Source organism: Corallococcus interemptor, from assembly GCF_003668875.1.
In the GTDB taxonomy this organism is placed as follows: Bacteria; Myxococcota; Myxococcia; order Myxococcales; family Myxococcaceae; genus Corallococcus; species Corallococcus interemptor.
On record NZ_RAWM01000022.1, the window covers coordinates 1 to 25,268 of the forward strand.

23 protein-coding genes are annotated in these 25,268 nt (G+C 71.7%); 12 read left to right on the top strand and 11 right to left on the bottom strand.

Annotated features, from left to right (window positions below):
- Both D7X96_RS10970 and D7X96_RS10975 read left to right on the top strand, forming a co-directional pair.
- Positions 1–1,535, top strand: a 1,535-nt coding sequence (locus D7X96_RS10970; RefSeq protein WP_208647296.1) for a hypothetical protein, incomplete at its 5' end; no start/stop codon positions are given.
- A 9-nt stretch (positions 1,536–1,544) separates the two neighbouring features.
- The gene (locus D7X96_RS10975) at positions 1,545–2,324 is read left to right on the top strand and encodes a hypothetical protein (protein WP_147442947.1); all 780 of its coding nucleotides are present in this window, start codon (positions 1,545–1,547) and stop codon (positions 2,322–2,324) included.
- Positions 2,325–2,336: 12 nt separating this feature from the next.
- Here the strand turns inward: D7X96_RS10975 and radA are convergent, their stop codons facing one another.
- Positions 2,337–3,698, bottom strand: a complete 1,362-nt coding sequence (radA, locus tag D7X96_RS10980; protein ID WP_120552244.1) for a DNA repair protein RadA — start codon at positions 3,696–3,698, stop codon at positions 2,337–2,339.
- Between the two features lie 185 nt (positions 3,699–3,883).
- Between radA and D7X96_RS10985 the strand changes: the two genes are divergently transcribed.
- The 6 genes from D7X96_RS10985 (at position 3,884) to D7X96_RS11010 (ending at position 8,773) form a co-directional block, all read left to right on the top strand.
- Positions 3,884–4,153 carry a GlsB/YeaQ/YmgE family stress response membrane protein gene (locus tag D7X96_RS10985; protein ID WP_120528245.1) on the top strand — a complete coding sequence of 90 codons (270 nt, stop codon included), beginning with the start codon at positions 3,884–3,886 and terminating at the stop codon, positions 4,151–4,153.
- Positions 4,154–4,327: 174 nt separating this feature from the next.
- Positions 4,328–5,353 (top strand): biotin synthase BioB, encoded by a 1,026-nt coding sequence (gene bioB, locus D7X96_RS10990; protein WP_120552245.1) that lies wholly within the window; start codon positions 4,328–4,330, stop codon positions 5,351–5,353.
- Positions 5,350–6,519 carry an 8-amino-7-oxononanoate synthase gene (bioF, locus tag D7X96_RS10995; protein WP_120552246.1) on the top strand — a complete coding sequence of 390 codons (1,170 nt, stop codon included), beginning with the start codon at positions 5,350–5,352 and terminating at the stop codon, positions 6,517–6,519. Before bioB ends, bioF begins: the two co-directional genes overlap by 4 nt.
- Positions 6,509–7,204, top strand: coding sequence for a dethiobiotin synthase (gene bioD, locus D7X96_RS11000; protein ID WP_121769670.1), 696 nt, complete (start codon positions 6,509–6,511; stop codon positions 7,202–7,204). The genes bioF and bioD overlap by 11 nt, the downstream gene beginning before the upstream one ends.
- Positions 7,205–7,319: 115 nt before the next feature.
- The gene (locus D7X96_RS11005; RefSeq protein ID WP_120552248.1) at positions 7,320–7,598 is read left to right on the top strand and encodes a hypothetical protein; all 279 of its coding nucleotides are present in this window, start codon (positions 7,320–7,322) and stop codon (positions 7,596–7,598) included.
- Positions 7,595–8,773, top strand: a complete 1,179-nt coding sequence (locus D7X96_RS11010; RefSeq protein ID WP_121769671.1) for a pyridoxal phosphate-dependent aminotransferase — start codon at positions 7,595–7,597, stop codon at positions 8,771–8,773. Before D7X96_RS11005 ends, D7X96_RS11010 begins: the two co-directional genes overlap by 4 nt.
- On the opposite strand, the gene D7X96_RS11015 is transcribed toward D7X96_RS11010, so the two are convergent.
- The 3 genes from D7X96_RS11015 to D7X96_RS11025 all read right to left on the bottom strand — a co-directional run bounded on the left by D7X96_RS11015 (position 8,751) and on the right by D7X96_RS11025 (position 12,953).
- Positions 8,751–10,190: an ABC transporter substrate-binding protein gene (locus tag D7X96_RS11015; protein WP_120552250.1), complete on the bottom strand. Its 1,440-nt coding sequence runs from the start codon at positions 10,188–10,190 to the stop codon at positions 8,751–8,753. The two genes, D7X96_RS11010 and D7X96_RS11015, sit on opposite strands and share 23 nt — an antisense overlap.
- Positions 10,190–11,020 carry a tetratricopeptide repeat protein gene (locus tag D7X96_RS11020; RefSeq protein ID WP_121769672.1) on the bottom strand — a complete coding sequence of 277 codons (831 nt, stop codon included), beginning with the start codon at positions 11,018–11,020 and terminating at the stop codon, positions 10,190–10,192. The genes D7X96_RS11015 and D7X96_RS11020 overlap by 1 nt, the downstream gene beginning before the upstream one ends.
- A 139-nt stretch (positions 11,021–11,159) precedes the next feature.
- On the bottom strand, positions 11,160–12,953 hold the full coding sequence (locus D7X96_RS11025; RefSeq protein WP_121724680.1) for a phosphoenolpyruvate carboxykinase (GTP): 1,794 nt from the start codon (positions 12,951–12,953) through the stop codon (positions 11,160–11,162).
- Positions 12,954–13,168: 215 nt separating this feature from the next.
- On the opposite strand from D7X96_RS11025, the gene D7X96_RS11030 reads away from it, so the two are divergent.
- Entirely contained in the window at positions 13,169–14,962 is a 1,794-nt protein-coding gene (locus D7X96_RS11030) for an SLC13 family permease (RefSeq protein WP_121724681.1), read from the top strand.
- On the opposite strand, the gene D7X96_RS11035 is transcribed toward D7X96_RS11030, so the two are convergent.
- From D7X96_RS11035 to gluQRS, 5 genes are all read right to left on the bottom strand, one after another.
- Positions 14,959–15,585 (bottom strand): MiaE family protein, encoded by a 627-nt coding sequence (locus D7X96_RS11035; RefSeq protein WP_121769673.1) that lies wholly within the window; start codon positions 15,583–15,585, stop codon positions 14,959–14,961. The genes D7X96_RS11030 and D7X96_RS11035 overlap by 4 nt on opposite strands.
- Before the next feature lie 33 nt (positions 15,586–15,618).
- Positions 15,619–16,458 carry a GNAT family N-acetyltransferase gene (locus D7X96_RS11040; RefSeq protein WP_121769674.1) on the bottom strand — a complete coding sequence of 280 codons (840 nt, stop codon included), beginning with the start codon at positions 16,456–16,458 and terminating at the stop codon, positions 15,619–15,621.
- Positions 16,459–16,504: 46 nt separating this feature from the next.
- Entirely contained in the window at positions 16,505–17,146 is a 642-nt protein-coding gene (locus D7X96_RS11045) for an AgmX/PglI C-terminal domain-containing protein (protein ID WP_120551030.1), read from the bottom strand.
- Between the two features lie 74 nt (positions 17,147–17,220).
- Positions 17,221–18,171: a hypothetical protein gene (locus D7X96_RS11050; RefSeq protein WP_121769675.1), complete on the bottom strand. Its 951-nt coding sequence runs from the start codon at positions 18,169–18,171 to the stop codon at positions 17,221–17,223.
- A 161-nt stretch (positions 18,172–18,332) separates the two neighbouring features.
- Positions 18,333–19,271, bottom strand: a complete 939-nt coding sequence (gene gluQRS, locus D7X96_RS11055) for a tRNA glutamyl-Q(34) synthetase GluQRS (protein ID WP_167510829.1) — start codon at positions 19,269–19,271, stop codon at positions 18,333–18,335.
- An 88-nt stretch (positions 19,272–19,359) separates the two neighbouring features.
- Between gluQRS and D7X96_RS11060 the strand changes: the two genes are divergently transcribed.
- Both D7X96_RS11060 and D7X96_RS11065 read left to right on the top strand, forming a co-directional pair.
- A complete protein-coding gene (locus tag D7X96_RS11060; protein WP_121725174.1) occupies positions 19,360–20,214 on the top strand; it encodes a metallophosphoesterase family protein in 855 nt (284 codons plus the stop codon).
- A gap of 33 nt (positions 20,215–20,247) precedes the next feature.
- Positions 20,248–21,858, top strand: coding sequence for an adenylate/guanylate cyclase domain-containing protein (locus tag D7X96_RS11065; RefSeq protein WP_120551034.1), 1,611 nt, complete (start codon positions 20,248–20,250; stop codon positions 21,856–21,858).
- 16 nt (positions 21,859–21,874) lie between these two features.
- On the opposite strand, the gene D7X96_RS11070 is transcribed toward D7X96_RS11065, so the two are convergent.
- Both D7X96_RS11070 and rlmN read right to left on the bottom strand, forming a co-directional pair.
- Positions 21,875–22,261: a hypothetical protein gene (locus D7X96_RS11070; protein WP_120551035.1), complete on the bottom strand. Its 387-nt coding sequence runs from the start codon at positions 22,259–22,261 to the stop codon at positions 21,875–21,877.
- A 208-nt stretch (positions 22,262–22,469) separates the two neighbouring features.
- Positions 22,470–23,546, bottom strand: coding sequence for a dual-specificity RNA methyltransferase RlmN (gene rlmN, locus D7X96_RS11075; RefSeq protein ID WP_120551036.1), 1,077 nt, complete (start codon positions 23,544–23,546; stop codon positions 22,470–22,472).
- Positions 23,547–23,709: 163 nt separating this feature from the next.
- Between rlmN and D7X96_RS11080 the strand changes: the two genes are divergently transcribed.
- Positions 23,710–25,197 carry a glutamate-cysteine ligase family protein gene (locus D7X96_RS11080; protein WP_120551037.1) on the top strand — a complete coding sequence of 496 codons (1,488 nt, stop codon included), beginning with the start codon at positions 23,710–23,712 and terminating at the stop codon, positions 25,195–25,197.
- Positions 25,198–25,268: the final 71 nt, after the last annotated feature.

The following is a 25,268-nucleotide window of genomic DNA, read 5'->3' on the forward strand; positions in this document are numbered from 1 at the left end:
CGGTGGGGGGAGTGGAATTGGGGCGCTACCTCGCGTTCATCCGCGAGAAGAAGGCCGCCCTGAAGCAGCCCGCCGTGACGGAGACGGAGCGTCAGGTGGGCCACGCCGCGCTCAATGACCTGATGCTGTGGGCGTCCGCGCGGACGGAGGAGGAGCTCGCGAAGGACGCGCCGCTGGAGGTGTACCTGCGGCTGAAGGCCAAGCACGCGCAGGCCCTGCTCGAGGACGGCAGGCGCTCCGCGCGGGCGGAGGCGAAGCTGGAGGAGTTCCACCGCTGGGCGGAGGCGCGCCGTCAGGTGCTGGCGGACGCGCACTTCCGGCGGCTCGGGAGCGACGGGCTGCTCACGGAGAGCGCGCTCTACGAGGAGACGCAGCTGGCGTTGCTGGACGCGGTGCTGGACTGGGCCTACGCGCACACGGAGGACCCGGACTTCCCGCGCAAGAGCCCCAGCGAGGTGGCGGTCTACCTGCTGGCGCGCGACAGCCTCCTGGCGTCGGCGGTGGAGGCGGGCCGCTTCGCGCCTCCGGCCTGGGACCCGGCCCGTGAGCCTCCGGCCATTCCGCCGGAGGAGGTGGTGCTGGAGATTGCCCTGGGGCTGCTGCCCGTCACCGGTGAGGTGGGGGACATCAGTGGCGTGGTGCTGGGACGGAGCCTCCTGGGATACCCGCTGACGGACGGCGAGCGGCTGCTCTGCGCGGTGAGCGTGGCGCTGCCGGTGGTGTCGGGGCGGCTGTTGTCGGAAGGAGCGCAGGGCGCGGAGCGTGTCGCGCTGCTCACGGGCCGGAGCCTGCGCGAGGTGCAGGTGTTGCAGCGGGTGGTGCAGCACCTGTCGCCGCAGGAGGCGCAGGAGCTGCGTCGGGTGCTGCGCGCGGCGGGACGGGGTGAGGCGGTGTCCGCGGAGGACGTGGAGCGGCTGCGGGCGCTGGCGAAGCGGCTGGAGGCGCCGCTCGCGGAAGCGGGGCGGGTGCTGGCCCGGGGCAAGCGCGTGGCCCTGGTGGGCTCACGGGCGACGGCGGAGGGAGCGCGGCTGGTGCCGGGCAGCGCGGAACACCTGGCGCAGGCGTGGGTGGACTATCAGTTCCGTCACCCGGGCAAGTATCCGCGCTTCAGCTACGCCGTGGATCCGGAGTGGGAGCGGCTCTACCGGACGGTCATCCAGAACAAGGGCGCGGGCAGTGCGTTCGAACAGTCCGTGCTCCAGAGCCGGAAGCTGCCGAAGAACACGGACCTCCTGCTGCCGCCGCCGGGCAGCAAGGCACAGGGGTTCGTCCCGGATGCCGTGACGGGACACAAGGGGGACCTGGTCTGGGGCAGTCCCTACGACTTCGTGGAGGTGAAGGGCCGTGCGGAGTTGGCGCTCACGGGGAACCTGAAGGCCATGATTCAGTACGTCCAGAAGTACGGTGGCTCCATCGAACTCTGGATCCGTTCCGCTAAACATCCCGAGGGGGCGACGCGGCTGACCGGGCCCCTGACCGAGGAACTGAACGACCTTGTCAAGGAAGGTCAGGCAGCCGTCAGGCCCTTCCCGTAAGAGCGCTTCATGGCCATTCGATACCTGAGCACCGATTTCGCGCTGCCTCCCGGGGTTCCACCCACGAGCGTCGTTCGCGAACTGGTCCAGCGGTTCTTTTCGGGGGGCCGCTGGTTCCAACCCGTGCGCTGCGGGGGCGTCGGCGTGGATACGCAGTTCGAGCCCGGTGCTTTTGACCTGGATGTGCTCGCGGCCCACTACGATGAGTCCAGTCGCTTCTTCATCGGGGCGAAGACGGATCGGGACTTCCTCCATTTCGCCCCCGAGCGCCGCGGGAAGTATCCCTTCGTCGGCTCCTTCAGCTGGATGACTTCCGTCACGGAGGCCCGGAAGGTGGGGTGGCGCGAAGCCCACCTGCGTCAGGTCGTCGAAATCATGCAGCTGCTGGGCTCCCCCCTCGCCCAGTCCGGGCTTGGTGACGACTTCGAGCGCAAGAACTGGCGCCTGGTGCCCAACGAGGACGGCTTCGGTTCCACGCGCGTCTTCAACGTGCGCGACTACAGCGAGGGCCTCTCCGGCCTCTACTGGCGCAACGTCTTCGGCGCCCCCTTCGTGGACCTCTTCGGACCGCGCCTGGACGCCATCCCCGCGCCCCAGCGCCAGTCCCTCGACGGCGGGCTCGTCCTCGTCCAGCCCTACGAGCTCCCCACCCAGGCCATGACGCCGGAGGGCGACGCCGCGGAAGGACAGCTCATCGCCACCCTGGGCCGCGACGCCTTCTTCGACCTGCCCACCCTCACGAAGCCCACGCGCGTGCCGGACGTGTCCTGGATGCTGCACAAGCACTGACGGCACCGGACGTCAGTCGAACATCGCCGCCAGCGCCTCGCTCAGGGTCTCCACGCCCACCACCTCGAGCTTCGTCGCCTCCACCCGCCGCGCGCTGCCCGCCGGCAGCACCACCCGCTGGAAGCCCATCTTCGCGGCCTCCGCGAGCCTCGGCTCCACCTGGCCCACCGCGCGCACCTCGCCCGCGAGCCCCACCTCTCCCAGCACCAGCGTCTTCGCGTCCAACGGCCGGTTCTGCAGGCTGCTCACCAGCGCCGCGCACACCGCCAGGTCGCACGCCGGTTCGCTCAACTGCATGCCGCCCGCCACGTTGACGAACAGGTCGCAGCCCACCAGCGGAATCTCCTCCTTCTTCTCCAGCACCGCCGCCAGGAGCGCCACGCGGTTGCCGTCCACGCCAATCGCCGTGCGCCGCGCCGTGCCGTAGCCCGTGGGCGCCACCAGCGCCTGCACCTCCACCAGGAGCGGCCGCGTGCCGTTGAGCGTGCTCGTCACCACGCTGCCGGACTTGCCCTGGGGACGCTCGGAGAGGAACAGCGCGGACGGGTCCGCCACCTCCACCAGCCCCGCGCCCTTCATCTCGAAGACGCCAATCTCGTTGGTGCTGCCGAAGCGGTTCTTGTGCGCGCGCAACAGGCGGAACGGGTGGCCGCGCTCGCCCTCGAAGTAGAGGACCGTGTCCACCATGTGCTCCAGCACGCGCGGGCCCGCGATGGAGCCCTCCTTCGTCACGTGCCCCACCAGGAACGTGGGCACCCCGCTGCGCTTGGCGAACGCCATCAGCCGGCCCGCCACCTCGCGCACCTGGGTGATGCTGCCCGGCGCGTTGCCCAGCTCCGGCAGGTACATGGTCTGGATGGAGTCCACCACCAGCGCCTGGGGCTTGAGCGCCTCCGCCGCCTGGAGCACCCGGTCCGCGTCCGTCTCCGCGAACAGGTGGATGGCGTCCCCCTCCACCCGCAGCCGCTCCGCGCGCATCTTCGTCTGCCGCAGGCTCTCTTCACCCGACACGTAGAGCACCGGCCCGTGCCGCGACAGCTTGTCCAGCGCCGCCAACAGCAGCGTGGACTTGCCGATGCCCGGGTCTCCGCCCAGCAGCACCAGCGAGCCGCCCACCACGCCGCCGCCCAGGACCCGGTCGAACTCCGTGATGCCCGTGCGCCGGCGCACCTCCGTCTCCGCCGTCACGTCCTGCAGCTTCACCGGCTTGGAGGCGCCCCCGGACGCGCCCCACGCCGGGCGCTTGTCGTCCACCTTCGCTTCGGTCTCCTCCAGGAGCGAGCTCCAGGCCCCGCAGTCCGGACACTTCCCGAGCCACTTCGCCGTCTGGTAGCCGCAGGCCTGACAGGTGTAGTGCGTCTTCGCCTTCGCCATGGGTTGGAGTGTCTACCCCAGACCCCTGACGTTTCGTCGCCCATGCGCATGCGCGCGCCATGCCAGGGGAGCAGGCAGGCAGGCTGTCGTGGATCAGGTAGCGAGTTGCCCTACAGGGAGGGGCAACCCAGTTTCTGGTCCACGGGCGACGCGAAACAGCGCGCCCCCCACACAGGGAGAGTGCCATGGGGATTATCGCGTTTCTGGTGATTGGTCTGGTCGCGGGTCTGATCGCTCGTGCCATCATGCCGGGCAACCAGTCGATGGGGCTCATCGCCACCACGCTGCTGGGCATCGCCGGTTCGTTCGTGGGCGGTTTCGTCGGTTCGCTGTTCTCGCGTGACGGCCGGATGTTCGACCTGCACCCCACGGGCCTGCTGTTCTCCGTCCTGGGCGCGCTGGTCGTGCTGTTCCTCGTGGGGCTCGCCGGCCGCGGCCGTCGCGTCCACGTCTAGTCAGGCAGGGCTCCTCGACCGATGAGGCGGGAGACAGCCAGGGGCGTCCGTGTCATGCACGGACGTCCCTTCTGTCTTTGCGGGCACTCGTCAACCCTGTTTCCCAAGGGCGTTGACAATGGCCTTCGGGCCACGCACCGTCGGCCTCCTGACGCCTCCCCCAGGAGCCCGCGCATGTCCGACACCTCCGAGTCCTTCCACGGCCACGCCCACCACGCCGCCCCCGCCCCGGAAGGGGTGACGGTGCGTCATGACTGGTCGCTCGCGGAGGTGAAGGCGCTGTACCAGTTGCCGCTCCTGGACCTGGTGCACAAGGCGCAGACGGTGCACCGGCAGGTGTTCGTGGAGAACAAGGTGCAGCTCTGTTCGCTGCTCTCCATCAAGACGGGCGGGTGTCCGGAGGACTGCGCGTACTGCCCGCAGGCGGCGCGCTACAAGACGGGCGTGAAGGCGGAGAAGCTGATGGCGGTGCCGGACGTGCTGGCCGCCGCGTCGCAGGCCCGTCAGGCCGGGGCCACCCGCTTCTGCATGGGCGCCGCGTGGCGTGAGGTGAAGGACGGCCCGCAGTTCGACAGCGTGCTGGAGATGGTCAAGGGCGTGCGGGCCCTGGGGATGGAGGCGTGCGCCACGCTGGGCATGCTCACCGACAGCCAGGCGAAGCGCCTGCGCGAGGCGGGCCTGTCCGCGTACAACCACAACCTGGACACGTCCCCGGAGCACTATGGAGACATCATCTCCACCCGCACCTATGACGACCGGCTGAAGACGCTCAACCGGGTGCGCGACGCGGGCATCTCCGTGTGCTGCGGCGGCATCATCGGCATGGGCGAGTCCGTGGACGACCGCTGCAACCTGCTGCGCACGCTGGCCAACCAGGAGGTGCACCCGGAGTCGGTGCCCATCAACGCGCTCGTGCCCGTGGAGGGGACGCCCCTGGCGGAGCAGCACCGCGTGGAGACGGTGGACATGGTGCGCACCATCGCCACCGCGCGTCTGCTCATGCCCCAGGCCATGGTGCGCCTGTCCGCGGGCCGCATGCAGATGAACGAAGAGGCGCAGCTGCTCTGCATGATGGCGGGCGCCAACTCGCTCTTCTTCGGGGAGAAGCTGCTCACCACCGGCAACCCCGAGTACACCCAGGACATGGCGCTCTTGGAGAAGGCGGGCATCCGCCCCCTGGAGCCCCGGCAGGACCGGTGAGGCCCGCCACGCAGTGGGCGCGCGAGGACCTGGAGGCCCTGTCGGCGAAGGGCCTCCGCCGCGTGCTGGAGCCGCTCGACTCACCCCAGGGCGCGGAGGTGCGCGTGGGGGACGAGCGGCTGGTGAACTTCTCCTCCAATGACTACCTGGGGCTCGCGGCGTCGCCCGCCGTGCGCGCCGCCGCCGCGTCCGCGCTGGAGCGCTACGGCGTGGGCACCGGCGCCAGCCGCCTGGTGGTGGGGGACATGGTGCCGCACCAATTGCTGGAGGCGCGCCTTGCCCGCTTCGAGCGCGCGGAGGCGGTGCGCCTCTTCAACTCCGGCTACGCGGCCAACACCGGCATCCTGCCCGCGCTGGTGGGCCCCGGTGACGCGGTGTTCTCCGACGCCCTCAACCACGCCTCGCTGGTGGATGGCTGCCGGCTGTCCCGCGCGCGCGTCGTCGTCTACCCGCACGCGGACGTGGCCGCGCTCACCCGCGCGCTGGAGCAGACGCCCGCGCGGCGCAAGCTGGTCGTCACCGACAGCGTGTTCTCCATGGACGGGGACGTGGCCCCGCTGCGCGAGCTGGTGGCCGCGTGCGAGGCCCACGGCGCCGCCCTGATGGTGGACGAGGCGCACGCCACCGGCGTCCTGGGCGCGCGTGGCGCGGGGCTGTGCGAGGCGCTGGGCGTGGAGGACCGGGTGGACCTGCGCATGGGCACGCTGAGCAAGGCGCTGGGCGGGCTGGGCGCGTACGTGGCCACGTCGCGCGCGGTGGCGGACCTGCTGGTGAGCCGCGCCCGGCCGTTCGTCTATTCCACCGCGCTGCCCGCCGCCCTGTGCGCCGCCGCCGAGTGCGCGGTGGACCTGGTGGAGCACGACCCGGCGCCGCGCGAGCGGCTGTGGGGCCACATCCACCGCTTCACGGACGGCCTGCGCGCGCTGGGACTGCCAGCGGAGCCCCGGAGCGCCATCTTCCCGGTCATCCTGGGCGAGCCCTCGCGCGCGCTGGACGCGGCGAGGCGCCTTCGCGAGGCGGGCCTGCTGGTGAAGGCCATCCGCCCGCCCACCGTGCCGGACGGCACCAGCCGGCTCCGCTTCTGTCTCTCCGCGGCCCATACGACGGGCCATATCGACCTGGCGCTGGAGGCCCTGCGCCGGGTGGGAGTCTCCCGTGGCCCCTGAGCCGTTGCGCTTCTTCGTCACCGGCACGGACACCGGCGTGGGCAAGACGCAGGTGTCGTGCGCGCTGTTGTCGCTCCTGGAGGACGCGGGACACGCGCCCCAGGGCTTCAAGCCCTACGAGAGCGGCTGTGCCTCCCTGAAGGCCCCGGCGGACGCGCTGGCCATGCGCGAGGCCGCGGGCAGCTCGCTGCCGGTGGACGCCGTGTGTCCCCACCGCTTCAAGGCGCCGCTGGCCCCGGGCATCGCGGCGTCGCGGCTGGGGAGGGAGCCGGACTTCCGCGTGACGCTGGAGGCGTGGAAGCGGCTGAAGGGCGGTTCGGTGGTGGTGGAGGGGGCAGGGGGGCTGTTCGTCCCGGTGGATTCGAAGCGCGACGTGGTGGACCTCATCCAGGCGTTCCGCCTGCCGGTGGTGCTGGTGGCGCGCGCGGGGCTGGGCACGCTCAATCATGTGGCGCTGTCGCTGGAGGCGCTGGCGGCGCGCAGCGTGTCCGTGCGCGCGGTGGTGCTGTCGCGCGGCGTGCCCGGACGTGACCTGGCGGAGCGGGACAACCGGCGCTACCTGGAGGCCCGCCACGGGGTGGAGGTGCTGGGGCCCGTGCCGTATGTGGAGGATGCAAGAAAGCGCCGGATCGCGTTCCGGCGCGCGCTGGCGCCGCTGGTGCCCGAACGCGCGCGGGCCCGATAAATCGGCCTCCGGCGCGTTCGGCGGAAAGGCGCGTGCTACAGGCCGCGCAAGTTTTCGCGTGGTGGTGGCCGTGATCTGGACGTGCTGTTTTTTCCGCGCGAGAAAGCCGGCACGAATGGCGGACATCATCGACATCACGCTCCTCGCGGACGTCCGGCGCTTCTTCCAGAAGCTCATCGAACAGCGCGGGCTGTCCTACTTCCTCCAGAAGGACGGTCCGCGGCTGTTCCAGATTGAGCCGACGAAGGTCGAGCTGGTCCTGCGCACCGCGATCCGCACCCGGAACCCCGAGCTGCCCAGGCCGCACGAGAAGGCCATCGAGCACTGCCGCCTGGAGCTGCGCCGCGAGCTGATCCGCCGCGTGGCCAGCGCCATGCTCCAGACGGGGCTGTGAGCCGCTTCTCGCTCCGCACCGCCTTCCCGCGCACCCCCAACCCGCTCTCCCAGGCCGCCGCCGGGCGCCACGCGCGCGGGCTGCCCCTCTGGGACCTGGCGGAGACCAACCCCACCCGCGTGGGGCTGCCCCCACCGGACGTGGACCTCGGGGCCCTCCCCGGGCCGTTCCACTACGCGCCGGAGCCCTTCGGCCTGCCCGCGGCGCGCGCGTCCGTGGCCGCGCACCTGTCCCGGCAAGGCACGCGCGTGGACGCCGCGCACGTCGTCCTCTCCGCCAGCACCAGCGAGGCCTACGGGTGGCTGCTGAAGCTCCTGTGCGACCCGGGGGACAACGTCCTCGTCCCCGCGCCGGGTTACCCGCTGGTGGACGTCCTGGCGCGCCTGGAGGCCGTCCAGACGCGTTCCTACCGCCTGCCCGCCGTGCACGGCTTCGGCCTGGACGCGGGCCTCGTGGAGGCCGCCGTGGACGCCCGCACGCGCGCGGTGGTGGTGGTGAACCCCGGCAACCCCACCGGCCACTTCCTCCACGAGGACGAGCTCCACGCGCTCGCGGACGTGTGCGCGCGCCACGGGCTGGCGCTCCTCTGCGACGAGGTGTTCTCCGGCTTCGCGTGGGACGAGGAAGCAGGGCGCGTGACGTCCGTGGCGGGGCGGAGGCTGCCGTGCCTGACGTTCTCGCTGTCCGGCCTGTCCAAGGTCGCGGGCCTGCCCGGCCTGAAGCTGGCGTGGCTGCACGTGGGCGGCCCCGCGCACGCGCGCGACGAGGCCCTGGCCCGGCTGGAGGACGTGGCGGACGCGGCGCTGTCGGTGGGCACGCCCGTGCAGCTCGCGCTGCCGGCGCTGCTCGAGCACGCGCCGCGCTTCCAGCAGGCCTTGATGGAGCGGGTGAGGGGCAACCGGGAGCGGCTGCTCCAGGCGCGTCCGGCGGACGCCGCGTGGGACGTGGTGCCCGCGCACGGCGGCTGGAGCGCGCTCTTGCGCATCCCCCATCACCCCGGCGAGGAGGCCACCTGCCTGCGGCTCCTGGAGGAGGGGGTGCGCGTGCAGCCGGGGTACTTCTACGACTTCGGCGGCGGTGCGTACCTCGTGCTGTCGCTGCTGCCGACGCCCGAGGTCTTCACCGCCGCCCTGGCTCCGCTGGTGCGCGTGCTCAGTCCGTCGGCGGGTCGATGAGCTGCACCGTCCGGAAGGTGGTGCCCGTGACCTTGAACAGCTCGTAGGGGGAGGGCGCCTCGCCGGTCTCGTTGTTGAAGTTCAGCTCGCCGCTGGCGCCCTTCACGTCGATGACGTTGCCCGCGCGCAGCGCCTCGCGCGCCGCGGTGAACTGCGTGGAGCCCAGCGGGTAGCTCGGCGCCGTCTGGCCGGCCGCGGGCGTCAGCTTCGTGAGGCCCTCCGCGATGCGCGGGCCCGTCACCGGCTGCGGGTTGCCCGCGTCGTTGCCCACCGCGTACGCCGAGCCCAGCGCCACCAGGTACATGGCGTCGTACGCGTGCGCGGTGAAGGAGTACTGCCCGGGGTCCGTGCTGTAGGCCGTGATGAAGCGGTCCGCGAAGAGCTTGTACGTGGCGTCGTTGGGACGCGCGGAAGCCGGCGCCGTGCCGTACGTGCCTGAAAGCTCCGTCTCGACCTCCTTGCGGGAGGTGAGCAGCGTGCGGTCCTTGCTGGCGTCGGTGAGGAACCACCGGTTGCCGTGCGCCGTGCCCACGCCCTTGTCCATGGCCTCCAGCAAGAGGCGCGAGTTGTCCTCGGGGAAGCCCGCCAGCACCGTCATGTCCGGGTCGAAGGACACCAGCCGGGTCACCGCGCCGCTCACGGCCTCGTTGCGGCTGTACTGCGCGCCCGCGACGTTGTCCTTGTTGGGGATGCGGTTCTGGATGGCGTCGAACAGGCCCGTGCCGTACGAGTCGGAGACGTACGCCACGCCCACCTTCGCCGGCGGGGTGAACGTCACGCCCGGGTCGTTGATGGGCGTGACGCCCTGGATGACGTTCGCGATGACGCGGCCCTGGAGCACGTCCGAGGGCGTGGTGCGCCAGACCAGCCCCACGCTGCCGCCGTTCTTGTCCGACAGCGTGGTGAACGCGGAGCTCGTGGCCGTGTGGCTCATGAGCAGCACGTTCTTGGGCGTCGTCACTTCACTGATGGCGAGCGTCTGCGCGCTGCCCGCGCTGAACATCGCCACCACGCCCTTGTCGTTCACCATCCAGCTGGCCTGCGTCACCGCGCGGTCCGAGTCCGCCCCGGTGTCGCAGACGTACATGACGAACTGGCGGCCGCCCACGCCCTGCGCCTGGTTCACCTCGTCCAGCGCCAGCTTCAGGCCGTTGAAGCGCTGCTGTTCAATCTCCGCGTTGCCGCTCGCGTTGGTGAGCGGCAGCGCCGCGCCCAGCACGATGGGGTTCGCCGCGGACGTGGCGCCCACCACCTGGTCGCACCCGGCGGGCTGCGGCAGGCAGAAGCCGGAGGTGCAGACGCTGTTGGTGCCGCAGTCACTGCTCGTCGTGCATTCGGACAGGCCGCCCGCCGTGGTGAAGCTGCACCCGGACGCAAGCAGCGCCATGCCGAACGTCATCATTCCCAGCGCGCGCATCAGAAACGACCCTCCATGCCGACCCCGGCGCCGCGCGGTGCGAGCGTCACGCGGACCTCGCCCGTCGCGGGGGGGCCTTCCTTGGGATACAGGATGATGGCGGTGATGGCCCCCGCGAGCCCCACGCCGAAACCGATGTCCGCGAGCAGCGCCTTGCTCTTGGTGCTGTCCGACAGCCGCTGCTTCTCCGCGAGCGTGGTGGCGTTGTCGAACTGCTCGCGCTGGTCGCGCGCCTGCAGCCCGAAGAGCACGCCCGCGCCCACGCCCAGCACCGCCACGCCGCCCGTGGCGAACGCCGCGATGCGCTGGTTGCGGTAGGACTTGAGGGTCCGGTCCAGCTCCGCCTGCCGCTGGCGCTCGCTCTCATCCTGCGCGCGCCGGGCCGCGGCCTGCTCCGCCTCCGCCTGCTGGCGCGCGGCGTCCGCCTCCGCCTCCAGGCGCTTCCTGTCCGCGTCCGCCGCGGCCTGCGCCTGGTCCTCGCGGTCCAGCTGCACGCGCAGCCGGTCGATGGCGCGGTTGCTGTTCTTCAGGAGCGCGGGGTCGGTGTCCTCGCTGGAGGACGTGACGTACTGCCGGTAGAAGCTCATCGCCTCGCGGGGCTCGCCCGCGTACTCCAGCGCCACGGCGATGTTGTAGACGAGCCGCGGGTGCGGCTGGGCCTCATTGGCCTGCTTCAGCGCCTCCGCCGCCTCGCGGTACTTGCCGGCGTCGTAGAGGCGTTTGCCCTCCTTCAACAGCGCCTGCACGTTGACCTTGGAGCCACCCCGCTGCGCCAGGGCGGACCCCGGGGCCAGCGCCAGCGCCAGCGACAACACGAAAACCAGTCTCATGGGGCGGTGAGCCTAGCGCCGAACATTCCGGCCGTCGAAGCACTGGCCCCCACAAAAAAGCGCCGGGGCCACCCCCACCCCTGTCGCGACAGGGGAGGAAGCAGCCCCGGAGCGGGACTTCTCAGCCGTCAGACGGCGGCTAGCCGTCCAGGCGCGCGATGAGCAGCTTGCGCTGGAGCATCAGGGCCTCGGGGGCCTTGGTGCCCAGCTGCTCGAAGAAGACCTCCTGGCTCTTGAGCTCGGTCTTCCACTCGTCCTCCTTGATGGAGGTGGCCTCCTGGATGGCCTCCGCGGGCAGGTCCAGGCCGTTGAGGTTGAGGCCCTGGTCCTGGCGCGGCACCCAGCCCAGCAGCGTCTCCTGCGTGGGGACGCGGCCCTGCACGCGGTTCACGATCCACTCCAGGACGCGCATGTTCTCGCCGAAGCCCGGCCAGATGAACTTGCCGTTCTTGTCCTGGCGGAACCAGTTGACCTGGAAGATCTTCGGCAGCTGCGGGATGGACTTCTGCATGTCCAGCCAGTGCTGGAGGTAGTCACCCATGTGGTAGCCGCAGAAGGGCAGCATGGCCATGGGGTCGCGGCGCACGACGCCCACCTTGCCGGTGGCCGCGGCCGTCGTCTCCGAGCCCATGGTGGCGCCCAGGAACACGCCGTGGGTCCAGTTGAAGGCCTGGAGCACCAGCGGGACGGTGTTGGAGCGGCGGCCGCCGAAGATGATGGCGCTGATGGGAACGCCCTGGGGGTCGTTCGCCTTGCCGGACAGCACCGGGTTGTTGCTCATGGGCGCGGTGAAGCGGCTGTTCGGGTGCGCCGCCTTCTCCGTGCTGCCCTTCTTCCAGGGCTTGCCCTGCCAGTCGATGAGCTCCTCGGGGACCTCGCCGTCCTTGCCCTCCCACCAGACGTCGCCGTCGGGCGTGAGCGCCACGTTCGTGAAGAGCGTGTCCTTGGAGATGGTCTCCATGGCGTTGGGGTTGGTCTTGTAGTTGGTGCCCGGCACCACGCCGAAGTAGCCGGCCTCCGGGTTGATGGCGTACAGGCGGCCATCCGGACCCGGGCGCATCCAGGCGATGTCGTCGCCGACGGTTTCAATCTTCCAGCCCGCGTACTCCTTGGGCGGGATCATCATGGCGAAGTTCGTCTTGCCGCACGCGGACGGGAAGGCCGCCGCGATGTAGGTCGTCTCACCCTTGGGGGAGGTGACGCCCAGGATGAGCATGTGCTCGGCGAGCCAGCCCTCCTCGCGGCCCAGGTAGCTGCCGATGCGCAGCGCCAGACACTTCTTCCCGAGCAGCACGTTGCCGCCATAGCCGGAGCCGAAGCTCCAGATGGTGTTGTCCTGGGGGAAGTGGCAGATGTAGCGGCGGTCCGGGTTCACGTCGCCCGTGGAGTGCAGGCCGCGGTTGAAGTCGTCGCTGTCGCCCAGCATGTCCAGCGCGGCCTTCCCCATGCGGGTCATGATCCGCATGTTGAGGACCACGTAGTCGCTGTCCGTCAGCTCCACGCCAATCTTCGTGGAGGCGCCGCCCAGCGGACCCATGGCGTAGGGCACCACGTACATCGTGCGGCCCTTCATGCAGCCTTCGAACAGCTGGGAGAGCTTCGTGTAGGCGGCCTCCGGCTCCATCCAGTTGTTGGTGGGGCCCGCGTCCGTCTTGTTGGGCGTGCAGATGAACGTGAGGTGCTCGACGCGCGCCACGTCGTTGGGGTTGGAGCGGTGCAGGTAGCAGCCGGGGCGCTTCTGCGGGTTGAGCGGGATGAGCGTGCCGTCCTTCACCGCCTGCTCGGTGAGGCGCTGCTTCTCCGCCTCCGAGCCGTCGCACCAGACGATGCGGTCCGGCTGGGTCATCGCGGCCATCTTGGCCACCCACGCCAAGAGCGTGGGGTTCTTCGTGGGCGCCTGCTCGGTGGCGGCGGCCGCTTGCGTCGAAGCCATGGAGGTCTCCTCGGGGTATCTCGCGGAAGGAACACGAAACCTTCTGGACCGGGGGCCCAAAATCAACTGACGTCCGGCAGTCAACCGGACTTTCGACCGCTTTGGCCTAATTCCACTTATCAGCCCCCGGGCGCCCATCAGAAAACGGCGCGGTGCGGCACACGCTGGCGGCGCAGCGCGGCGTGCCCAGGTTGAGGGGGCAAACGGCCCTCTCCATGACCATCGCCCTCGTCCTGGCCATCATCGTCGTCGCCCTGGTCCTGTTTTCCATGGATTCCATCCCCATCGAGTTCACCTCGCTGGTGGTGGTGTGCCTGCTGGCGCTGTCCGGGGTGCTGACGCCCGCGCAGGCGTTCGAGGGCTTCAGCAACGACACCGTCATCTTCATCTTCACCCTGCTGGCGATGACGGAGGGGCTCGCCTCCACGGGCGTGGTGCAGATGGTGGGGCAGCGGATGGCGTTCTTCGCGCGCTTCGGTCCTCAGGTGTTCGTGCTGGCGATGATGGGCGTGGTGGCGGTGTTCTCCTCGTTCATCTCCAACACGGTGACGACGGCGGCCTTCCTGCCGGTGGCCATTGGCGCCGCGGCGCGGGCGAAGGTGCCGCGCAGCAAGGTGCTGCTGCCGCTGGCGTACGCGTCCATGCTGGGCGGCACGGTGCTCCTGTTCGGCACGTCCACGAACCTGGTGGTGTCCGCGGCGCTGAAGCGGCAGGGGATGGCGCCCATTGGCGTGGCGGAGCTGGCGCCGGTGGGGCTGCCGGCGGTGCTGATTGGCATCACCGTGGTGGTGCTGTTGGGGCGGCGGCTGCTGCCCTCGCGCGAGGGCAAGCCGGGCACGGAGGGCTTCACGCTGCGCGACTACCTCACGGAGGCGGTGCTGCCGGCGGACTCGCGCTACGTGGGCAAGCCCCTGGCGGAGCTCACGGAAGGGCTGGGCCTGCGCGTGATTGGGGTGGTGCAGGACGGCGAGACGCTCAACGCGAAGCCGTCCTACGTGCTGACGGGCCAGGAGCGGCTGCTGGTGGAGGGGCGGCGCGAGGACATCCTGCGCGTGAAGGACCTGCAGGGCCTGGCGCTGAGGCCGGACGTGCGGCTGTCGGACGCGGAATTGGAGGGGCCGGAGTCGATGCTCGCGGAGGTGGGCGTGCCGCCCGGCAGCGCGCTGGTGGGGCGCAGCCTGCGGGAGACGCTGTTCGTGGAGCGCTTCGGCCTGGTGGCGCTGGGGCTGCACCGCCGGCCCGGCATCCAGCGGCTCACGAAGATGCAGCTGTTGGGGCGCGACCGGGAGGAGCACTCGCTGTCCACGCTGCCCCTGTCCGTGGGGGACGTGCTGCTGCTGCGAGGCCCCCGGCAGAAGGTGGCGGAGCTGGCCCCGGGCCACACGCTGATGGTGCTGGAGGGCCACGAGTACGAGCCGCCGCGCTACGCGAAGGCGCTGCTCGCGGTGGTCCTCTTCCTGGGCTCGCTGGCGGCGGGCTCGCTGGGCTGGGTGCCGCTGTCGCTGGCGGGGCTCACCGGGATGCTGCTGATGATCGCCACCGGGTGCGTGGACGCGCGCACCGCGTTCCGCGTGGACTGGCGGGTGGTGCTGCTCATCGGCTCCATGATGGCGCTGGGGCTGGCCATGGAGGTGAGCGGCGCGGGGAAGTTCATTGGCGACCACGTGGCCCGGCTGGGCGCGTTCGGCGGGCCCCGCGCGGTGCTGGCGCTGTTGATGGTGCTGACCATCGTGCTGTCCGCGCCCATGAGCAACCAGGCCGCGGCGCTGGTGGTGCTGCCGGTGGCGCTCAACGCGGCGACGCAGCTGGGCGTGGACGCGCGCCCCTTCGCCATGGGCGTCACGCTGGCGGCCAGCTGTTCGTTCATCACGCCGCTGGAGCCCAGCTGCGTGCTCGTCTACGGGCCCGGGCACTACCGCTTCACCGACTTCTTCCGGCTGGGCACGCCGCTGACCGCGGTGCTGGTGGTGTTCCTCGTCTTCGCCGTGCCCGTGGTGTGGCCGTTCTAGTGGATGGCGGCGCGCAGCCCCACGTCCGCGAGCACCCGCGACTCCTGCTCCAGCAGGTACTGCAGGCGCGCGTCCACGGCGGCCTCGTCCCCGTTGGAGGCCGTCACGGCCAGGCGGTGGAAGAGGGACTGGTGGCCGTCCTCCGACTGGGCCAGCTCTCCGTAGAAGCGGGCGAGCGCCGGGTCGGTGAGCCCCTCCGCGAGCAGGGAGAGGCGCTCGCACGAGCGCGCTTCGATGATGGCGGCCACGAGCAGGCGGTCCACGCGCCGCTCCGGGGCGGGCGTGCGCACGTGCTTCTGCAGGCCCTGCGCGTACGGGTCCCCGGCGTCCTTGGTGAGGGTGAGGCCGCGCGCGGCCATCAGGTCCAGCACGCGGGCCAGGTGCGCGCTCTCCTCGCGGGCCAGGCGGGCCATCTGCGACGGCAGGCCGGGCAGGTCCGGGTAGGCCTGGAGCATGGACAGCGCGTTGGCGGCGGCCTTCTTCTCGCAGTGGGCGTGGTCCACCAGCACCGCGTCGAAGTTCGCGAGCGCCAGCGGCAGCCAGCCGGGGTCGGTGGGCGCGTGGAGGATGACGGGGCCCGCTCCGGAGAGGGGACGGCGGGAGGGCGTGGGGCGGCTGCTCATTGCGGCGGCGGACTGTAGGGCATCCGCTGGCGGCTACTCCACCAGCACGAGCCGCTGCGTGCGGCCCGCGTGGTAGCCCACCTTGCGAGCGATGCGGGCGGTGCTCTCGTCGCGCTCGTCCACGCGCATGGCCAGCCGGGGCAGCGAGGACAACAGGTGCCGCGAAATCTGCCCCAGGCACAGCGTGGCGTGGCCCTGGCGGCGGCGGGACGGGGGCGTGTACATGCCCTCCAGCTCCGCGCCGAACTGCGAGCGGCAGCCGATGTCCACCTTGAACACCAGCTCGCCGCCCTCCTCCAGCACGTAGGTGCGGCGCTGGCGCACGCGCTGGAGGACGCGGGCCTCGTAGTGCGCGGGGTCCTCCGCCAGCGGGTCGCGCTCCAGGATTTCGCGCACGTAGCCCTGGGCCAGGGGCAAGAGCCGGGGCACGTCCTCTTCCCGGGCCAGGCGCAGGGTGGGGTTGGTGAAGGGGCCCAGGTCGTCCGCGGAGACGCTGAACAGCTTCTGCGTGCGCGACAGGCGCGGCTTGCCCTCGCAGAGGCTTCGCACCAGCGCGTCCACGGAGGCCTTGTCCCCCACGGTGGCGCGCAGCTTGAGGCTGGGGGCGAGCGCGTCCGCGATGACGCCGGTGGCGCTGGCGTCGCTGGCGCTGGGCACCACCAGCCCGCCCTCGCCGCCCACGAAGACGGCCGCGGTGAGGACGCCGCTGTCGAAGCGGCCGTGGAAGGCGAAGGCCGCCTGGCGCTCCGGCGCCGCGATGCCGAACTCCTCCAGCAACCCCAGGAGGTAGAGGTTGTGGACGGGGTCCTTCGCCAGCAGCGCGCGCAGGGCGTCCGAGTGGGAAGGCGCGAGCTGTTCGACGGTGACGGGCATGCGCGCGGGGGAGGAAGGGGGCCTGAACCTTACGCGCAACCCGACCTCACGGGCCAGCGTCCCCAGGCACGGTGAAACGGAATGGGTAGAGCACCGTCGCGGAACCGCCCAGGCGGGGCGCCGGGAAGCGCGCGTCCAGGAGCGAGTCCAGCACGCACGCCTGCACCATGGGGTCCGGGATGGTGCTGGAGACGAGCACGCCCCGGTTCATCTTCCCCTCGGAGCCCTCGCCCTCCACCGTGAAGCGCAGCTTCACTTCCTGTGCGCCCCGGTTGCGTTGTGCGGCGTCCTGGAAACATTGCTGCACGAGCGGAGTCACCGCCTGGACGGCCAGGCGCAGGTCCTCCGGGTCGATGCGGCCGGAGGTGCGCTCCACCACCGGCTCCACCACCGGCACGCGGCGCGGGTCGGGGGCGTCGAAGTCCTCGCGCGGGGGCGGTGCCCGGGGCGGCTCACGCACCGGAGCCGTGGGCCGCGGCGCGGGGGCGGTGGCCCGGGGGAGCTCCGGCGCGATGGGCGCGGCCTCCCGCCTTGGGAGGACCGGCGGCGGCGCGGGGGGCTCCGGCGCCGGGGGCGCTTCCATGAAGCGCGTCACCCAGGCGGCCCCCAGCGTGAACAGCAGGAACAGGCCCAGGCTCAGACCGGGGATGAGGAGCCAGCGGACGAGGGTGCGGTTCGGGGACGCCATGGGCCAAAGGTGCCCGCGTGTCATACCCGCCTCACGGGGGACCGTGAAGCGGGGATGCACGCGAGCGCCCGAGGCTACGGATACACCTCGCGCCGGGACGTGGTCGTCGTCGTGGGCGTCGTCGGGGGCACCACCGCGCCCTCGGCCCGGATGCGCTGCTTGCGGCTGACGCCCAGCGTGGCGCCCACCACCGAGGCAATGAGCCCCAGCAGCAGCCCCGCGAAGATGCCCCAGAAGACGCGGCCGGAGGTGTCCGCCACCTTCAGCGCGCCCTGCTGGGCCTGCTGGCCCACCTCGCCGGCCTTGGCCTTGGCCTGGTCCACCTGCTGCTGCACGCGGTCGGCCACGCCTTCCGCGTCCTGGCGGGACAGGTTGGTGTTCTGCGCGATGTTGCTCACCAGCAGCTCGCGGTCCATGCGGCCCTGGCGCACGCCCTCGGTGACGATGTCCTTGGTCGCGGCCTCCAGCTGGTTCGCGGTGATGGTGGGCTTGCCCTCCTGCCGGAGCTTCTGGTTCACCGGCCCGAGCGCGTCGTTGGCGTCCAGGCCGAACGCCTTCGCCGCGCCGCCGCCTCCCGAGACGGCGCTCGACACGGCGCTGCCGCCCGCGCCCACCGCCGCCTTGCCCACGTTGAACACCGCGCCCAGCACGTTGGACACCAGCATGCCCACCAGGAAGACCCCCAGGAGCGTCGTCAGCCCCCAGAGCACCGCGCCGTGCAGCGCGCCTCCTCCCTTGTCCACGATGCCCGCGCTGCGAGCGGCCACCATGCCGCCCACGAAGAGCGCGACGAGCGGGACGATGACGCTCCAGATGCCCGTGAAGATGCCCGCGGACTTCGCGCTCCCCACGTCGGAGGGATTCACCGACGACAGGCCCAGCGCCAGCCCCAGCGTGTAGAGCAATATCCAGACGCCCAGCGCCACGAAGGTGCCACCGAAGATGGCACCCCAGCTCAGCTTGTACGCACTGCCCGGCACCGCTGGGATGATGCCGGCGCGTTCGCTCTCGACAATGGCTGCCATTGGACTTCACCCTCGCTTCCCGTGAGTCGCCCGGGCCGCGCTCTTGACCGCGCGGCACCGGACGGACGTGTCTGGGTGAAGGTGTGCACCGGGCACGCCGCGTCGTTCCACCGCCCCACGGCCGCCCCGTCCTGAAGGGCGGGGCGGAAGGCCGGGTGGCCTCAGCGCAGGCCGAGCGCGTCGAGGAGCAGTGCCTCGCGCGCCACCACCGGCTCGCGAGGGAGCGCGTCCGTGCGGTAGCGCGCGACGAGCGCGGGCAGGGTCACCGGGCTGCCGTCGCCCAGCCCGCTCCAGGCGGCGAGCAGGCCCAGGACGTGCTCGGGAGGCCGGCCGCGCGCCCGCAGCTCCGCGAGCGCGAACGCCCCGTCGCGCTTCGCCAGGCGCTTGCCGTCCTCGCCCATCACCAGCGGCACGTGGAGGAACGCGGGCGCGGAGAGGCCCAGCGCCTCGTAGAGCTGGAGCTGCCGGGGCGTGGAGGGCAGCAGGTCATCTCCGCGCAGCACGTGGGTGATGCGGCTGGCTGCGTCGTCCACCACCACCGCCAGCTGGTAGCTGGCCACGCCGTCGTTGCGGCGCACCACGAAGTCCCCCACCAGCGCCTGCACGTCCTGGGCGTAGGGGCCCATCAGCTCGTCCACGAAGCGCACCTCGCCTTCGCTCGCGCGGAAGCGGTACGCGGGGGCGCGCGTGCGGGCGCGCTCCGCAACCTGCGCGGCGGTGAGGTGCGCGCAGGTGCCGGGATAGCGCGGGCCCTCGTCGGACAGGCCATGGGGGGCGCTCGCGGCGCGGGCGATCTCCGCGCGCGTGCAGAAGCACGGATAGATGAGCCCCTCGCGCTCGAGTTTGTCCTGGGCCTCGCGGTAGACGCCGTCGCGCTCGCTCTGGATGAGCGGCGTTTCGTCCCAGTCCAGGCCCAGCCAGCGCAGGTCCTCGTAGAGGTCCTGGAGGTACTGGGGGCGGCACCTCGCGCGGTCCAGGTCCTCGATGCGCAGGAGGAACGCGCCGCCCGCGGCCCGGGCCTGGAGCCAGCCCAGGAGCGCGCTTCTCACGTTGCCCAGGTGCATGCGGCCGGTGGGGCTGGGGGCGAAGCGTCCTCGCATCGTGGCGGGAACCATAACGTCCCCGCCCGGGAGGCAGGGAGAGAATGCCCCGTTGCTTCCCTCCGTTGCTTGGGGTGTGACTGCCTCCATGCGCTTCTTGCACTGCTCCGACGTCCACATCACCGAGGACTACTTCGCCCTGCCGCTGCACAAGCTGGGCTGGCGCCGCTGGGTGGCGCTCGTGGAGCTGACGGCGGGAGGCCGGGCGAAGGCCTACCGCAACGCGCAGAGCACGCTGTCCACCATCGCGAAGGAAGCGGGAGCGCACGGCGTGGACCACTTCATCCTCTCCGGTGACCTCACCGCCTACGCCCTGGAGGGCGAGTTCCGCGCCGCCCGCGCCGCGCTGTCACCGCTGTCCCCCACGCCCAAACGCTGCACCGTCATCCCCGGCAACCACGACGTCTTCACCCCGGGCGCCGCGCGGGACGGACGCTTCGCCCGGCACTTCGGGGACCTGCTCGAAAGCGACCTGCCCGAGTACCGCCGCGAGGGCGCGTTCCCCTTCGTGCGGCTGGTGGGGGAGGGCGCCGCCGTGGTGGGGCTGTGCTCCGCGCGCCCGCTGCCCACGCCGGGCCTGTCCTACGGCACCGTGGGGCCCGCGCAGCTCGAAGGCCTGGCGGCCCTGCTGAAGGACGCCCGGCTGGACGGCCGCGCCATCCTGGTGGTGGTGCACCACGCGCCGCGCAGCTTGGCGAACCACGCGGACGGCTGGCACCACGGCCTGCATGACGCGGACGCGCTCCTGAAGCTGTTGCCGGGCCCGCGCTTCGCGGTGCTCCATGGCCACATCCACCAGCGCTACCACCACCCGGCCACGGCGGACCGGCCCCACCTGTTCGGCGCGGGCTCCTCCACCCAGGCGGGGAAGGAGGGCTACTGGCTCATCGAGGTCCAGGACGGCGTCGTCGTGGGCGGGACGAAGCACGTGCCCGCGCTGTGACAGTTCCCCCGGGCGGCGGTACAAGGGGCGCACATGACCCCGGCGCCCTCGTCCCCACCTGTTGAGTTGTCCCTGGAGGAGTACCGCTTCCTGCGCCAGCTGGGACGTGTCACGGACGACCTGCTGGAGGAGAGCCTCCGGGAGCGCGAGACGCTCACCCAGTGCTTCCGGCGCTGCTTCCCCACGCTGCTGCAGCACCTGGGCGCGCGCGGCATCGCCGTCACCACGCGCGACGAGGAGCTGGTGGAGCAGACCTGGAGCGAGGGCGACTGGGGCGGCGTCTTCGCCGGTGGCCTGCTGGCGGGGCCCATGGGCCAGAGCGTCCACGACACGGGCACGCTGCTCACCCAGACGCTGGACGTGGCGGGCTCACCGGTGGGCACGCTGGGCGTGCTCTACGCGGGGCCTCCCGGCGACGTGGGCACCACCGCGAAGCGCCTGCGCGCGCTGGACGTGGTGGCGGAGGAGCTGGACACGGTGCTGATGCTGGTCCACACCGCGTCGGAGAAGCACCAGCTCATCCTCCAGTGCAACGAGCACCTGGCCAACCCCGTCTTCGAGGCGGGCATGGACCACGCGGTGCGCACGCTGGCGCAGCGGGTGCGGCTGCCGGGCTTCCTGCTGCTGTACCGCGACGCCGTGCAGCCGCACGTGCTGCACTACCGCACGTACCGCCACGGGCAGCTGGAGTACGAGAGCGGAGAGCAGCCTGGCGCCCCGCTGGAGTCGCTGCTGCACCAGCACGGCACGCGGCTGCTGCATGGAGACGCGGGCGTGCTCAAGCGCCTGTTCGACGGGCGCACCACGGAGGCGGTGCTCATCTCCGCGGCCACGCGCAGCGAGCCCCTGGGCAAGATTGTCGTCTGGAGCAACGAGGGCTTCTCCGCGTACGCGATGGACCTCATCCGCGTGCTGGCCTCCACGCTGAGCCAGCGCCTGCTGGACTACAACCGCGAGCGCATCCACCTGTCGCAGTTCTTCCCCACGGGCGCCATCGACGCGCTGCTGGAGGACCCCGACTACGCGCGGCACCTGCGCGCGCAGGAGCAGGAGGTGGGCATCCTGTTCGCGGACATCAACGGCTTCACCCGCATCTGCGAGCAGGGCTTCGACAACCCGCGCAACATCGGCCGCTTCGTGGACGAGTGGAGCGCGCGCGCCGTGGACCGCATCTGGGCGCACGGCGGCGTCTTCGACAAGATGGTCGGTGACTGCGTCATCGGCCTCTTCGGTCCGCCCTTCTTCCAGACGGACCGCGTGCGCCGCGCGGAGGCCGCCGTGCGCGCCGCGCAGGACATCCAGGCCTTCACCGCGGAGCTGAGCGGACGTGAAGAGGTGGCCGCGCTGTGCCGGCGGGTGAAGCTGCCGGGGCTGGGCGTGGCGGTGGGCGTGAACCTGGCCTCCGCGAACTGCGGCCTCTTCGGGCCCAACCGCAACTACACGGCCTTCTCCAGTGGCATGAACCAGGCCGCGCGCCTGCAGTCACTGGCGGGCTTCCGCGAGACGCTGGTGATGGAGAGCGTGCACGAAGCGCTGAAGCAGTCCCAGGAGCCCTTCGTGCGCAAGCTCCAGTTTGGCCCCCTCACGGAAACGCCGGTGAAGAACGTGGCCCAGCCGCTCAAGCACTACCGGCTGATGCCGTAAGCGTCGTCCATAGCCGTCAGGCCAGCAGGTGCGTGCCCGCGTAGCGGCGGGAGAAGTGGATCCACCGGCGCTCGTCCACCTCCACCTGCCACTCGCTGTTGGGCGTCAGCGGCAGGCGCTGCTTGAGGAAGCTCTCCAGGTGGTCCGCCGCCTTGATGGGCGTGAGCCCCGGCGCGCGGAAGGCGATGTGGAGCGTCACGTCCAGGGACGGCGCCACGTCCACCGACGCGCAGATGCGCAGCGGGCCCACGCGCCGCTGGTACTGCGTGTCCTGCGCTGGCCAGCTGGCGGAGCCCTCCGGCTGCGGAGGCGCCTGCTCGAGCCAGTTGTCGGGGATCAGGATGAAGTCGAGCAGGTTGCTGCTCGCCTCTTCCACCGTGCCGTGCTCCTGGATGGAAAGCATTGCCCACCTCCGCCAGAGAAGCCGTTGGGGTTGCGTGGAAGCCGTCTTGAAGAATGTGCCCACGAGCCCATGCCACGCAAGGGCCCCCGGACATCCGCGTGCAGCGCACACCTCGTGATGTGCGCGCATCGGCGTGGCGGACACTAGCGCCGCGGGGTGACACGGCGGGTCGGGTGGTGTGCCGCGCGACCCCGCGCGTGGGGGCTGCTCAGGAGGCGACGGGGAGGGAGCGGCGGGGCTTGCGCTCCACGGCGGCCTTGAGCTGGCCACAGCCCGCGTCGATGTCGATGCCGCGCCTCTGGCGCACCGTGCTGGGCACGCCGTACGTCGTGAGCACGTCCTGGAACGCGCGCACCGCGTCGGGGACGCTGGGGCCGCCGTCGTAGCCCACCGTGGGGTTGAGCGGGATGACGTTCACGTGCGCGTCCATCCCCTGGAGCAACTGCCCCAGGTGGTGCGCGTGCTCCGCGGTGTCGTTGCGGCCGGAGATGAGCGTCCACTCGAAGAAGATGCGGCGCTTGCGCTTGGCCACGTAGTAGCGGCACGCGTCCATCAGCTCGTTCAGCGGCCAGCGGCGGCCGGCGGGCACCAGCGCGGCGCGCTCCGCGTCCGTGGCGCCGTGGAGGCTCACCGCCAGCTGCACCGGGCGGGCTTCGTCCGCGAGCCGGAGGATGCCGGGCACCACGCCCACGGTGGACAGGGTGATGAAGCGCGGCGCCAGCGCCAGGCCCTTGGGGTCCACGAGGATGTCCACCGCGGACATGGTGTGCTCGTAGTTGTGCAGGGGCTCGCCCATGCCCATGAGCACGATGTTGCGCAGCGCTTCCCCCTGCGCGCGCAGGATGCGCGTGACGTGGAGCACCTGGCCCACGATTTCGCCCGGCGTCAGGTGGCGCGACAGGCCCATCTGCCCGGTGGCGCAGAAGACGCAGCCCATGGCGCACCCGGCCTGCGTGCTCACGCACACGGTGGCGCGGCCCTTGAAGCGCATCAGGACCGTCTCGATGGTCTGCGCGTCGTGCAGGCGCAGCAGCAGCTTGTGGGTGAGCCCGTCGCTGCTGAAGCTCTCGTGGTGCGTGGCGAGGTGGCCCAGGTGCGCGCGCTCCTGGAGCACGGCCTGGAGGTCCGGGCGCAGCCCCGTCACGTCGCCTGGCGCGCTGACGCCGTCGCGGTACAGGCCCGTCCACACGCGCTCGCGGTACTGGGGGCTGAAGCCCCAGCCGGCGAGCCGCGCATCCAGCGCGGGGCGGGGCAGGTCGTAGAGGTTGACGGTGGCGTCCGGCATGACGGGACCTGGGATAACACACCCGGCCCCGGCGCACCCGGGTCCGCCGGCCTGGGGGGCGGCCAGGGGAGCGCGCGCTGGGGGCTGCCCGGGGACGTGGGGGCGTCCAGCGGGTGACACCTCGCGTGCGAGCACGCCGCGCCGTGCCAATCGTGGAGGGCCTATGGGACTGGCCATCCAGCAGGAGGAGTTCACCCCGGAGGAGCACACGCGCTTCGTGGCGAGGCTCGCGGAGAGCCTGGAGGCGCTGCGCCAGGTGCTCAAGCGCCCCGGCTTCGGCGTGGGGCCCGTGACGATGGGCGCGGAGCTGGAGGTGGCGCTGGTGGACAGCGCGGGCTCGCCGCTGCCGGTGAACCAGCAGGTGCTGGCGAAGTCGGAGGATGACCGGCTGACGCTGGAGCTCAACCGCTTCAACATGGAGATGAACCTGCGCCCCTCGCGGCTCGCGGGGCGGCCGTTCACCGGGCTCCAGGCCCAGCTGGACGACGTGCTGGCGGAGCTGAAGCGCGCGGCGGCCACGGAGGGCGCGCGCGTGGCGGCGGTGGGCATCCTCCCCACGCTGCGGCAGGCGGACCTGGGCAAGAACGCGCTCACGCCGCAGCCGCGCTACCGGGCGCTGGCCACGGCCATCCGCAAGCGCCGCGACGGGCCCTTCCAGGTGGCCATCGCGGGCGACGACACGCTCAACCTCACCTGGGAGGACGTGACGCTGGAGGGGGCGAACACGTCGCTCCAGTTCCACCTGCGCGTGTCTCCCCAGGACTTCGCGCGCGTGTACAACGCCGCGCAGCTGGCCACGGGGCCGGTGCTGGCCGCGTGCGGAAACTCGCCGGTGTTCCTGGGCAAGCGGCTGTGGGAGGAGACGCGCGTGGCGCTCTTCCAGCAGGCCACCGACGACCGCAGCGACAGCGACGAGGCCGCGCACCTGCACCCGCGCGTGACGTTCGGGCACGGCTGGGTGCGCGAGGGCCCGCATGAATTGTTCGCGGAGGCCGTGGCGCTCCATCCGGCGCTGCTGCCGGTGATGGGCCACGAGTCCCCGCTGGAGGTGGTGGCCGCCGGGGGCCTGCCGAAGCTGGAGGAGCTGCGGCTGCACCAGGGGACGGTCTGGGCGTGGAACCGGGCCGTCTATGATCCGCAGGGCGAAGGCCACGTGCGCATCGAATTCCGCGCGCTGCCGTCGGGCCCCACGTCCGTGGACATGGTGGCCAACGGCGCGTTCATGCTGGGGCTGACGCTGGGGCTGGCGGAGCGGGTGGACGCGCTGCTCCCGGCGCTGCCCTTCTGGCAGGCGCGGCGCAACTTCAAGCAGGCGGCGCGGTACGGCCTGAACGCGACGCTGCTGTGGCCGGCGGAGGCCGCGCCCAGCCCCCGGGTGCTGCCGGCGGTGGAGCTGGTGAAGCAGCTCTTGCCCGTGGCGCGGCGAGGACTGGTGGCGGCCGGGGTGGAGGCCGCGGAGGCGGACGGGCTGCTGGACGTCATCGCCCAGCGCGTGGCGTTGAAGCAGACCGGGGCCCGCTGGCAGCGGGCGGTGCTGGAGCGGCTGGAGGCGCACATGCCCCGGCAGGACGCGCTGGCGGCGATGCTGGAGCGCTACCTGGAGCTGTCCGAGGAGGGGCTGCCGGTGCACACCTGGCCGGTGGACCGCTGACAGGATGGGGGTCTTGTCGGGACGGGGCGGTCGCGGTGAATAATCCGGCCATCCTGAAGGTCAGCCTGCGG

Bases quoted from the DNA above. Each gene is read 5' to 3' on its own strand.
- D7X96_RS11070 (WP_120551035.1), bottom strand. From the start codon at position 22,261: ATGCTTTCCATCCAGGAGCACGGCACGGTGGAAGAGGCGAGCAGCAAC.
- D7X96_RS10985 (WP_120528245.1), top strand. From the start codon at position 3,884: ATGGGGATTATCGCGTTTCTGGTGATTGGTCTGGTCGCGGGTCTGATC.
- D7X96_RS11020 (WP_121769672.1), bottom strand. From the start codon at position 11,020: ATGAGACTGGTTTTCGTGTTGTCGCTGGCGCTGGCGCTGGCCCCGGGG.
- D7X96_RS11015 (WP_120552250.1), bottom strand. From the start codon at position 10,190: ATGCGCGCGCTGGGAATGATGACGTTCGGCATGGCGCTGCTTGCGTCC.
- gluQRS (WP_167510829.1), bottom strand. From the start codon at position 19,271: ATGCGAGGACGCTTCGCCCCCAGCCCCACCGGCCGCATGCACCTGGGC.
- D7X96_RS11040 (WP_121769674.1), bottom strand. From the start codon at position 16,458: ATGCCCGTCACCGTCGAACAGCTCGCGCCTTCCCACTCGGACGCCCTG.
- rlmN (WP_120551036.1), bottom strand. From the start codon at position 23,546: ATGCCGGACGCCACCGTCAACCTCTACGACCTGCCCCGCCCCGCGCTG.
- D7X96_RS11005 (WP_120552248.1), top strand. From the start codon at position 7,320: ATGGCGGACATCATCGACATCACGCTCCTCGCGGACGTCCGGCGCTTC.
- D7X96_RS11060 (WP_121725174.1), top strand. From the start codon at position 19,360: ATGCGCTTCTTGCACTGCTCCGACGTCCACATCACCGAGGACTACTTC.
- D7X96_RS11080 (WP_120551037.1), top strand. From the start codon at position 23,710: ATGGGACTGGCCATCCAGCAGGAGGAGTTCACCCCGGAGGAGCACACG.
- D7X96_RS11045 (WP_120551030.1), bottom strand. From the start codon at position 17,146: ATGGCGTCCCCGAACCGCACCCTCGTCCGCTGGCTCCTCATCCCCGGT.
- D7X96_RS10975 (WP_147442947.1), top strand. From the start codon at position 1,545: ATGGCCATTCGATACCTGAGCACCGATTTCGCGCTGCCTCCCGGGGTT.
- D7X96_RS11050 (WP_121769675.1), bottom strand. From the start codon at position 18,171: ATGGCAGCCATTGTCGAGAGCGAACGCGCCGGCATCATCCCAGCGGTG.
- D7X96_RS11035 (WP_121769673.1), bottom strand. From the start codon at position 15,585: ATGAGCAGCCGCCCCACGCCCTCCCGCCGTCCCCTCTCCGGAGCGGGC.
- D7X96_RS11065 (WP_120551034.1), top strand. From the start codon at position 20,248: ATGACCCCGGCGCCCTCGTCCCCACCTGTTGAGTTGTCCCTGGAGGAG.
- bioB (WP_120552245.1), top strand. From the start codon at position 4,328: ATGTCCGACACCTCCGAGTCCTTCCACGGCCACGCCCACCACGCCGCC.
- D7X96_RS11030 (WP_121724681.1), top strand. From the start codon at position 13,169: ATGACCATCGCCCTCGTCCTGGCCATCATCGTCGTCGCCCTGGTCCTG.
- D7X96_RS11025 (WP_121724680.1), bottom strand. From the start codon at position 12,953: ATGGCTTCGACGCAAGCGGCCGCCGCCACCGAGCAGGCGCCCACGAAG.
- radA (WP_120552244.1), bottom strand. From the start codon at position 3,698: ATGGCGAAGGCGAAGACGCACTACACCTGTCAGGCCTGCGGCTACCAG.